Consider the following 9,938-nt stretch of genomic DNA (forward strand, 5'->3'; position numbering starts at 1 on the left):
TTATCCATTCTTTAAAGGCTGGATGCGAGTTTCGAACCGGCAAAAGGCGATCTGCCGGCAAGCCAGTGCGAGTGCGTTGAGTGAGTTCGATTTCCACCAGATATGTTGAGTTGCCCGATGCAGTCGCCGCAGGTTGCGACCGGCTGGTCCATCCGTCCGTAGCGGACGCGGGCCAGCGCCAGCGCCAGCGCCGGTTGATCGGCCTTATGCTCGCGGCCCCGTTTCTCGCCGCAGGCGGCGCCGTCACGCTGATCACCGCGGGCATGGGCGCTGCGCTGACCATTGCCGCGATCTTTGCCGCATTCGGCGTCTTCTGGTTCCTCGCCTTGCTTGTTGCCGCAATCGGCTCGATGAAAGCCGGCGCCCCGATGGCGCTGATCACTGCTGGCATGGTGATTGCGGGTCTCGTCGCGGCAGCGGGCGGCCTGGCCTCGCCGGTCGCTCTGCTGTTCCTCGCTCTGCCGGTTGAAGCCTTCTGGGTCGGAGCTTCCCGAAAGTCGATATTCTGGGCGACGGCTGCCGGGCTTGGCGCGCTTGTGTTGCAGGGGATTGCCGGGCCTCAGCTTTTTCCTGCGGCCGCCGTGTCAGCCTGGCACTGGATGCTGCCATTGGCGTGGGCCTGCACCCTGGCGCCGCGGCTGGCCGGCTTTCGCGCCGCCACCGGCATTCCCGCGGCTTCGACGGAAATGACTTCGCTTGAGGACATACTCGATGCGGTCGTCATCCGCATGGGCAAGCAGGGAGACGTGCTGGATGCCTCCGAAAAGGCCCGCTCGATCCTCAACCTGACGCCGGAACTGCTTGCCGGCAACGGTCTTTTCGACCGCATTCATTTGTCCGACAGGGTTTCTTATCTGAGCGCGCTTGCGGATTTGCGCGAAGGCGCTCTGTTGCGCAAGCTTGACGTTCGCATTCGCTTGCCGCAGGCGCAGGCCGGCATGGTCATGGGCAGCTACCGGCAGTTTGCGCTTGAACTGATGAGGGGCCCCGGCGATGGCTTCGTGGCTGTGCTGCGCGAAGGCGAAGGGATCGCCGACCTGCGCCAGGAACTTGACGTCGCCAACGAAGCGGTTGCCAGCGCCGAATTGGCCAAGGGGCGTTTTCTGGCGGCGGTAAGCCATGAATTGCGCACGCCGCTCAATGCCATTCTCGGCTTTTCCGACATGCTGCTGCACGAAATGTTCGGACCGTTCGGCGATCCTCGCCAGAAGGAATATGTCGGGCTGGTGCGCGATTCCGGCCAACACCTTCTGGACGTGGTGAATTCGATCCTCGACGTATCGAAGATCGAATGCGGCGCGTATGCGACCGAGCCCGAGCCGTTCCGGTTCGTCGAAGCTGTCGATATGTGCCGCTCGATGATGCACTTGCAGGCCAAGGCGAAAGCCATAAGGCTTTCGACGCACACGGCCTCCGACCTCGGCGAGATCAATGCGGATCGCCGCGCGGTCCAGCAGATGTTGATCAATCTGGTGTCGAACGCCGTCAAGTTTACGCCCGACGGTGGCGACGTCGTCATCGGCGCCCAGCGGATTGGGTCGCGCCTGCACTTCTGGGTCAGCGACACCGGCATCGGCATTGCCGAGGAGAACATCGGCAATCTCGGCAAGCCCTTCATGCAGATCCAAAATGGCTACACGCGCGCCTTCGAGGGCGCCGGCTTGGGCTTGTCGCTGGTAAAGGGACTGGTTGCGCTGCATGACGGCACCATGTCGATTGAAAGCGCCCCCGGCGAGGGCACCAAGGTGACGATCAGCCTGCCGGTTGAAGGACCACGCGAGCGGGTGGAAAAGCCCGCCGTGGTATCCATGCCGGTCGCCAAGACGCAGGAGGACGGGTATGGGCCGCTCCGCAAAACGGCGTAAGCCTGCCCCGCAGCGCAGCCGCATCCTCAAGGGCGCGGCCGTAACCGTCGGCAGCATGATCTCGGACAACCCGATCATGGTCGGGGGCGCCACAGCCTTTCTGGTCACGTTCTTTTTCGTATCGGCCAATGCCTTATGGTATCAGCCTTTTCCGCATGCGGGCGCGTTCTTTACGACGAGAAGCATCGGCTCGTTTCCGCCTCCGCAGATCGATGAACCGGAAACGACAATCAACATTGAACGGCCCCAGACGCCCTCCACTCCGCCGGCCGGCGATCCGGTGGTGAAGCAGGTTCAAGGCATCTTGAAGAACCTCAACTTCTATGCCGGCACGGTCGATGGTCTCCAGGGTCCGAATACCCACAAGGCGATAGCGGACTATCAGCGCAAGCTCGGCCTTGTCGCCTCCGGCGAAATCGACGGCACGCTGCTCGACCAGCTCGGCGCGACGCCGACCACGGCGGCGGTCGTGCCGCAGCCCGCGCCGCGTGCCGATGTCACCAATGCGATACCGGCCTCGCCGCCGCCGGCGGCAGTGACCTCGGATGCGCGCATCGTCAAGATTCAGGCTGGACTAAAAGCCTTCGGCAACGACGATATACAGCTGGATGGGGTGGTCGGAGCGCGCACGATAGCGGCTATCCGGGAGTTCCAGTCGCTATTCGGCCTGCCGGTAACCGGGCAACCCGACGAGGTTGTCTATGCCAAGATGCACGAGATCGGCCTGACCAACTGATCGTCCGAATACGCCCGTTCGCAAAGCCCAAAAGTTTCCGCTAGAAGCAGCCGAAGCCAAACGGAGTGCCTGCGCATGCGCGTGACCGCTGATCTATGGGTGTCGGCGCTCGTTCGCCGGGTGTTTTCGGCCGGAGGTTTTGCCGCGATCGTCAAGCACGGCGCGACCGAAGCGGGCGCGGTGTTCGTGCTGGCCAGGGGCAGGCTGGGCGATACGAGCCTGTTTGGCCCCGCACCGCAGACGAGCTACGATTCGGCAAAGCCGGACGAACGGTTTTTCACGATAATCGGAGCGGGCGAAGATGCCGATGCGCTCGACAGCCGGCTGGAGCGCGAGAAGCGCTTCGATCCCGATATATGGGTCGTGGAAATCGAGGCCGGTGCCGTTCCGCTCGAGGAACTGATTTCCGTCAAGATGCCTTGAGGTTGGAAGGCCGGCTCGGGGGCGATACGCGTCGATCGGCATTGGCCGGCACATGCGACAGGCCTGCCGCCTTCCATTCGTCCACCTTTTGCTGGGCCGCGTCGTGATGAAGCGAGCGGTAGCGGTCGAGGAAGATGCGAATCGCCTGCGGATGGGGAAACAGGGACGGAAAGATCGCGACTGCGACCAGGAAAGCCTTGTCCTCGCCAAGATCGAGCGCCCGCAGGGCAACAAGCAGCGACGAATAGCTGGCACTTTCGGTAAGCGACCGTGCCGTGGCAAAATCGAAGCCCAGCGCGTCGGCCAGTGCCGTATGAAAGAAAGCCGCATTGCCGGTCAAGGCTGTTTCACGCAGTTTGACATAGGCTGAATTGGAAGGCGCATCGCCCTTTGCAGCGTTCTCGGCCTGGCCGGCAATCATGATGGCGCGAAGCTGGTGCCGGACCATTTCGGCGGCCTGTCCCTCTTCGGCGGGTGAAACGACTGCGGGCAGGGGACGGATTGCATCGGCATTTTGTTGAACGTGTACCAGAGTCGGCTTTTCCAGCGCCTTGATGAGATCGGCAATGGTCGGGTTCAGGTCCTTGCGGCGCGCAATGGCCCGCGCGTGAGGCAGGCCGTGCCGGCCGATCAAGGCGATGAGGTCGACGTCGGCAAGTGCGTTCGAGCGGATAAGAAGGGGAGCGGCGATGTCCACCGGTTGTTCGCACAGCAGGCGCACAAGTGCGGCAGGCGGATATTCACATTCGGACAAGGCGGCGGCGACGAAGCGGCGCGACTCCACCGAAACTCCGTCGAAAAGCGGCAGGGTCAGGTCCTCGATCTGAGCGATTTCGCGACGCGACGGGCGTGTCAACGAGCAGAACGCCGATATGGCGGCGCGAAACAGGCGTTCGCCCTTGCCGGAATCTCTCCGAATAGAAATGTGCCTGAAGTCCGACGATGACACGCGCGATACGCCTTGATGCACTCGATACACGCTACGCCTGTCGGCACCGAGACACGGTCAGCCTCGCCGTCAGCCGCAACAAACTCAAATTAGCGATGATCCGTTAGCGTCCCGTTAACTCTCTGGGGGCCTTATTCATGTTTGGAGGCGTTGCGTTGTGCTCCGGGTGAACCGAGAGGATGCACGTATCATGAGCAGAATACTGCCATTCGTACCGCGGCCGGCAAAATCCGGCAGCCCGCCGTCAAGCGCCGGAACACGGGGCACCGGAACACCGGGCGTCGTCATCATTTTTCCAGGCGTTCGATATGAGCGCCCGTCATCGACCGGCAATCGGGCAGGCGGGGCAATGAAGTCCCCCCAACCCCTGCCGCATCGATAGCTGGCCGGGTTCGTTTCCGGACGGACTGTCAGGGTTGGCGCAGGTCGCAGCTACTGTTCTGAAGAAAGTGCAGGACGGTTGGCCGCCAGCTTTCATCGGGGATGAAGCCGCGTATGACGAAGATGCCCTGATCGATCGGCGTTTCGACGAAGACCGACCCTTGAAGTTCTTCGGGAAGGTTCTTGCGGACCTCGATCATCTGGGAGGGCGTCAGTACAACGGTATCCAGAAGCCCCTTTGTCGCGCCGTGATCGTTGAAACTGTAGATGTTGTGGCCGTTTCGATCATAGACGGATACGGACCAGAACGGAACGTTGCCCGGCGCCTCAACCCTTACCATGCCGGCGGCAAGGTCGAACCGGCAGGCGACGGCGGCAAAGAGCGGATCGACGGATTTCACGACCGGCGCGCCGCCGGCTTCCGCATCGAGGCGAGTCATCGTGTAGAGGTCCGATTTCATCGCCAGCCGCGACCACGCATCGCGTTCGGAGAACTCCGGCACGAGCAGCAGGACGACGATATGGACGATGCCGGCGCCCACCAGTCCGAGAAGGATGACATGCAAAAGCCTACGCATTGCAGCTGGCCTTCAGGATTCTCGGTAGGACGATGCCGGACAGGCCGGTGCTGCTGGCAATGGGCGTGTCGTAAAAGGTGAGCACGAAATAGAGCGTACCTGCCCCCTGAACCAGGAGCCAATTGCCGGGGTACGGCCTGTGGCCGACCGAAATGATCGCCGAATTGTCGGGCTGGCGCAGGATTTCATTAGAGTGCAGCGCCGCCGACCTCGGCTTGCCTGTCGCGATCGCGTCGAGCGAGTTGTCGGCCGCATAGAGCGTCCAGAATCTGGCTATCGGGAAGTTGCCTTCGATCGTGTAGGCGCATTCTCGCTTGAGCGTGTCGCCGGCCGAATCGCGTTCGGCGACGAACGCAAGGCCCTCGGCCCGCCCGAGCGCCAATACGCCCTCGCGCGCTACCCGCGCTTTCGAATACGGGTCTGCATCCGGCGTGCCGCTATCCGGGAAAGCGGTCCACGGGCCGATGTGGATGGCTCCGACGCCTTCCTGCGTATTGAGCACATACCACGCGCTGCCGCCTCCGCAGCCTATGGCGATGGCAAGCCCGAGAAAGGTCAGGAGGGTATTTTTCAGCATGAGCCGCCGCGACGAGAGAACTGCCATTGGCAATATCGCGAGGCGGTCCCGGCTGGCAAGCGCCGGGCCTGGTTGTTCGTCAAAGCGCGGTTGTGCGGATCGCTCACAGCGCCGAAAGCGTTTCCGCTTCGACCGGCTCGTCAAGGCTTCGCGCCGACCGGAACATTTGCGACATTTCCCGCAGGGTCTGCGCCGTGCGGCTGGAGAGCACGGGCGGGCGCGCAGCTTGGGCATCGGCTTCGGCCTTTGCCGCCTTTTTCTTCTCCGCATCTTCCGCCTTTGCCGCGATTTCGGCATCCATGAAGGGATGATCGAGACCGGGAATGGGCTTCAGGTCGATGTTCTGATGCGCGTAAGCCATCAGACGCTGCCAGATCATAGCCGGCAGCGTACCGCCGGTCATGTTGTTGGTCGTGCTGAAGTCGTCATTGCCCATCCACACGGCTGCGGTGTAATTGCCGGTGAAACCCACGAACCATGCGTCGCGGTAGGATTGGGTGGTGCCCGTCTTGCCGGCAACGACGATCCCCGGCAGGGCGGCCCGGCGCGCCGTGCCGATTACCGGCACCTGCGACAGCATGGTGTTCATGTATTTCAGCGCCTGCTCGGAAAGAACGCGGTGCGGCGGTGGCGCATCCTTGGCGAAATCGTAGATGACCTGGCCGGTATGCGTGACAAGCTGCGTGATGCCGTGCCGCGTGCCGACCATGCCGTCCTGCGCGAACACGCTGTAGCCGGTTGTTTGGTCCATTACGGTCATGCCGGACGTGCCGAGAACCATGGTCTTGTGGCTTTCGAGCGGCGATTCCACGCCCATCGCCACGGCCATCGCCTTGATCGGCGCGATGCCCAGAGAATCCTTGGCGAGCCTGACCGGCACCGTGTTGATCGATTTGACCAGCGCCGTGGTCAGGGTGACCCGGCCGGCAGAGGCGCCGTTGTAATTCTGCGGCGACCATCCACCCCAGTTGATCGGTCCGCCGGAGACGATCGAATCCGGCGTAAAACCGTGCTCCATGGCCGTCGCATAGACGTAGGGCTTGAAGGACGAGCCTGTCTGTCGAAGCGCCCTGGTCGCGCGGTTGAACTGGCTGGTGCCGTAGTCGCGCCCGCCGACGATCGCGCGCACGGCACCATTCGTTTCGATGACCACGATGGCGCCCTCGCTGACCCGGTAGCTCTTCCCGTACTGGCGCAGGTGGAATTCCAGCGACTCTTCGGCGGCTGTCTGAATGTTGGCGTCGAAGGTGGTGTGCGCGACCAGCGAATGCTGGCCGGATTTCGCGGCGATGCGCTTGACCTCGTCGAAGGCCCAGTCGAGGTAATAGTCGGGGCTTTTCTGCTCGCCGCGGTCGACCACGTCTGCCGGATGCAGGCGGGCCGACAGCACCTGGCCCTCGGTCATGAACCCGGCGTCGACAAGGTTGGAAAGCACGACGTTGGCGCGCGCGCGCGCCGCCGGCAGATTGACATGGGGCGCGTATTTCGATGGCGCCTTGAACAGGCCGGCCAGCATGGCTGCCTCGGATAGATTCACATCCTTGACGCTCTTGCCGAAGTAGAAATCGGCTGCCGCCTCGATGCCGAACGTACCGCCGCCCATATAGGAGCGGTCGAGATAGAGTTGCAGGATTTCCTTTTTCGACAGGTTGCATTCGAGCCAGACCGACAGGAACGCCTCCTTGATCTTGCGCTCGAAGGTGCGTTCGTTCGACAGAAACAGGTTCTTGGCAAGCTGCTGCGTGATGCTGGAACCGCCCTGCACGACGGAGTTGGCGCGCACGTTTTCCGACATGGCCCGCAGCAGGCCGAGAAAATCGATGCCGTAATGCTCGAAGAAGCGGCGGTCTTCAGTTGCCAGCACCGTCTTGATGACATTGTCCGGCATCTCGTCGACCGGAACGCTGTCGCGCTGGATGATGCCGCGCTGGCCGATCTCATTGCCGTAACGGTCGAGGAAGGTGACAGCAAAATCGTCCTGGGCGCGCCAGTCGCCGGTGGTGTCCTGGAAGGCCGGCAGGGCCAGCGCCAGCATGATGACAGAGCCGGCAGCGCCTATCGTGAAAGCTTCGCTGAGCACCTCGATGATGCCTCGACGCCAACCGGTCACGCGAAAGCGCCGAAAGAAGATCGTGGCCCCTTCCCAGAACTCGCGCGCCTTGAAGCCGGCCTCGTAAAGCGAGGAATCCAGCCTGGCGTCCAGGCCAAGCAGGAACGCGGCGATCCGCCCTCTTTTCTTTTGCTGTTCGACGGGGTTGGCCATTTACAAATCCGGCAGCGGCTTCAGCACGGCGACGAGAATATGTGCAGCGATTTCAATACAGCGTGCGGCGTGCATCTTGTCACCGATTTCAACCGCAGCCACAAGGAGAAACCGCCTCGCCGTATTGTCATTCGCGCGTAAGGTAAAAAAAATAGGAATTTATTCCCAATTATATACTTGACAAAAGTACGGCCTTGGACAATAATCATTCCAAGGAGTTAGACCAATGACCGGCTTGCAGAACCCGATTTTCCACGACGAGGACAAAGCCCGCGAAGCCCTAGAGGCTATTCGTTGGCCGCATGGCCCTTATTGCCCGCATTGCAGAAACAGCGAAGACGGCTCCATGCCTTTGATCGCTGGCAAAAAGAAGTCTCACCGCGCGGGCCTTCACTACTGCAACGAATGCAAGGGGCAGTTCACGGTAACCGTTGGAACCGTGTTCGAGCGCTCCAAAGTCCCGCTTACAAAGTGGTGGTTGGCAACGCATCTACTCGGTGCATCGAAGAAAGGCATGTCGGCCCATCAGATACACCGTATGTTGGGCGTGACCTATAAGACAGCTTGGTTCATGTGCCATCGTATCCGTGAAGCGATGAAAGAAGATGTTGCCTCGTCCGGTCCTCTTGGTGGCGAAGGCAAGACCGTAGAAGCCGACGAAACCTACATCGGCGAGCGTGAGACGCCGCGTAAAATGTCACCGCAGCGCAAGGGTCGCCCCTTCACCAAGAAGGGCAAAGGCGGCGGTGCTGAAAAGCGCATCGTCGTCGGCCTTGTCGAGCGCGGCGGAAAGGTACGCATGTTCCATCTGAATGACGCGACAGCCTCTACCGTCCGCGATGTTCTGGTGCGCAACGTTGACCGCGCTTCGACGCTCTACACCGACTCGTCGCGCCTCTATACCCGCACTGGCGAAGAATACGCTACGCACCGCACGACCAACCATTCCGCCGGTGAATATGCCCGCAAGGAGGGCGACGTTGTGGTTCACTCCAATACGATTGAAGGCGTCTTTTCCGTGTTCAAGCGCGGCATGATCGGCGTCTATCAGCATTGCGGCGAAGCACATTTGCACCGTTATCTTGCCGAATTTGATTTCCGCTACAATCGCCGCACGGCCTTGAAGTGGACCGACAAGATGCGCGTTGACGCTATTATGGAAGGCATCGAAGGCAAGCGCCTTACCTATCGAAGCGCTCACTAAGGCAAAGACACCTAAGCAGAAGGTTCGCGCATTTCAGCATTGGCGAAAGAAATGGCGACTCTACTCTAAGTAGGAATTTCCGGCAATATCTTCGGTGGTCTTGCGGTTCGTTCGCCACACCTCTTGGGCACACCTCTAAGCGCAGGCCGCTGCCCGGGAAAGGAGGTGATACGCATGAGCAAGACCTACAAGATCGGCCAGAGTGCCGTGACGGGCCGCTTTACAACGGTGAAAACCGCTGAAAGAAAACCCAACACGCACATCGTCAGGACGATCAAAAAGTAAGACGGCCTAGCTGTCTTCTTCCGGGCGGCGTTTCTTAGCCGGAGTGTCGCCCAGTTTCCGTTTCTGATCTGACTCGCTTGTGTGAGCCTTGTGTCCCGGATCAGGCGGGGTTTTTACCAGGCGCTCCATGATGCGCTTGGCTTCATCCAGATCTCTATCTTCATTGGGGTGCGACATGAGATTGTCCGAAATTATGAAAGGCCCGAGACTAAAGGTTAAACGGGCCAATAGCCATATTGATGCGTTGATCCGCGACGCGGCCGTCATGCCCCACGACCTCTATGAGGTGTCCAATGGACCCGCCTGCAGCCACCTTCTTCTGGCTAAGCCGGATTGTTTTGACTTGGCCTACAGGCCCAAAGAGCCAATCCCAGAATATTTCGGCGCGATCATGGGAGACATTGTTAACAATCTCCGAGAGGCCTTCGAATATTGGATACGAGGTGCCTCTGAGTGCGTTGGGCCTCGTAGAAAATTCCATTTCCCCTTCTCCGATGAGCGGAAAGACCTTGAAACCTTCAAATTCTACCCCCCGATAAAGAAGGCCTTCCCCGACGCCGCGGACTTTATCGCTAAAGAGATACAGCCGTGCCGGGATACAAAGTGAGGTGGACCCGCCTGCTGAGACAGTTTGGCGGGCGGCTTGGCTAAGGTGGATCGGGTTGTTTCTACGCCGC

10 protein-coding genes are annotated in these 9,938 nt (G+C 60.8%); 4 read left to right on the top strand and 6 right to left on the bottom strand.

The window, feature by feature from the left end; all coding sequences use genetic code 11:
• Positions 1 to 143: 143 nt before the first annotated feature.
• The 3 genes from ACX3P1_RS18930 to ACX3P1_RS18940 all read left to right on the top strand — a co-directional run bounded on the left by ACX3P1_RS18930 (position 144) and on the right by ACX3P1_RS18940 (position 3,024).
• Positions 144 to 1,865 (top strand): sensor histidine kinase, encoded by a 1,722-nt coding sequence (locus ACX3P1_RS18930; protein WP_459081171.1) that lies wholly within the window; start codon positions 144 to 146, stop codon positions 1,863 to 1,865.
• Complete coding sequence (locus tag ACX3P1_RS18935; protein ID WP_459081161.1) at positions 1,840 to 2,601, top strand: peptidoglycan-binding domain-containing protein; 762 nt, start codon at positions 1,840 to 1,842, stop codon at positions 2,599 to 2,601. Before ACX3P1_RS18930 ends, ACX3P1_RS18935 begins: the two co-directional genes overlap by 26 nt.
• 75 nt (positions 2,602 to 2,676) lie before the next feature.
• A complete protein-coding gene (locus ACX3P1_RS18940) occupies positions 2,677 to 3,024 on the top strand; it encodes a DUF1491 family protein (RefSeq protein ID WP_459081162.1) in 348 nt (115 codons plus the stop codon).
• Here the strand turns inward: ACX3P1_RS18940 and ACX3P1_RS18945 are convergent.
• The 4 genes from ACX3P1_RS18945 to ACX3P1_RS18960 form a co-directional block, all read right to left on the bottom strand.
• Complete coding sequence (locus ACX3P1_RS18945; RefSeq protein ID WP_459081163.1) at positions 3,011 to 3,973, bottom strand: hypothetical protein; 963 nt, start codon at positions 3,971 to 3,973, stop codon at positions 3,011 to 3,013. The genes ACX3P1_RS18940 and ACX3P1_RS18945 overlap by 14 nt on opposite strands.
• A gap of 410 nt (positions 3,974 to 4,383) precedes the next feature.
• Positions 4,384 to 4,932 carry a DUF1254 domain-containing protein gene (locus ACX3P1_RS18950; RefSeq protein WP_459081164.1) on the bottom strand — a complete coding sequence of 183 codons (549 nt, stop codon included), beginning with the start codon at positions 4,930 to 4,932 and terminating at the stop codon, positions 4,384 to 4,386.
• Positions 4,925 to 5,509 (bottom strand): DUF1214 domain-containing protein, encoded by a 585-nt coding sequence (locus tag ACX3P1_RS18955; RefSeq protein ID WP_459081172.1) that lies wholly within the window; start codon positions 5,507 to 5,509, stop codon positions 4,925 to 4,927. Before ACX3P1_RS18955 ends, ACX3P1_RS18950 begins: the two co-directional genes overlap by 8 nt.
• 103 nt (positions 5,510 to 5,612) lie before the next feature.
• Positions 5,613 to 7,772: a transglycosylase domain-containing protein gene (locus ACX3P1_RS18960; RefSeq protein WP_459081165.1), complete on the bottom strand. Its 2,160-nt coding sequence runs from the start codon at positions 7,770 to 7,772 to the stop codon at positions 5,613 to 5,615.
• Between the two features lie 226 nt (positions 7,773 to 7,998).
• On the opposite strand from ACX3P1_RS18960, the gene ACX3P1_RS18965 reads away from it, so the two are divergent.
• Positions 7,999 to 8,976, top strand: coding sequence for an IS1595 family transposase (locus ACX3P1_RS18965; RefSeq protein ID WP_459081166.1), 978 nt, complete (start codon positions 7,999 to 8,001; stop codon positions 8,974 to 8,976).
• Positions 8,977 to 9,267: 291 nt separating this feature from the next.
• Here ACX3P1_RS18965 and ACX3P1_RS18970 read toward each other — a convergent pair whose 3' ends face one another.
• Both ACX3P1_RS18970 and ACX3P1_RS18975 read right to left on the bottom strand, forming a co-directional pair.
• The gene (locus ACX3P1_RS18970; RefSeq protein ID WP_459081167.1) at positions 9,268 to 9,438 is read right to left on the bottom strand and encodes a hypothetical protein; all 171 of its coding nucleotides are present in this window, start codon (positions 9,436 to 9,438) and stop codon (positions 9,268 to 9,270) included.
• Positions 9,439 to 9,469: 31 nt separating this feature from the next.
• On the bottom strand, positions 9,470 to 9,938 hold a 469-nt coding region (locus tag ACX3P1_RS18975; RefSeq protein ID WP_459081168.1), incomplete at its 5' end, for a hypothetical protein.

The organism is Mesorhizobium sp. A623, from assembly GCF_054489405.1.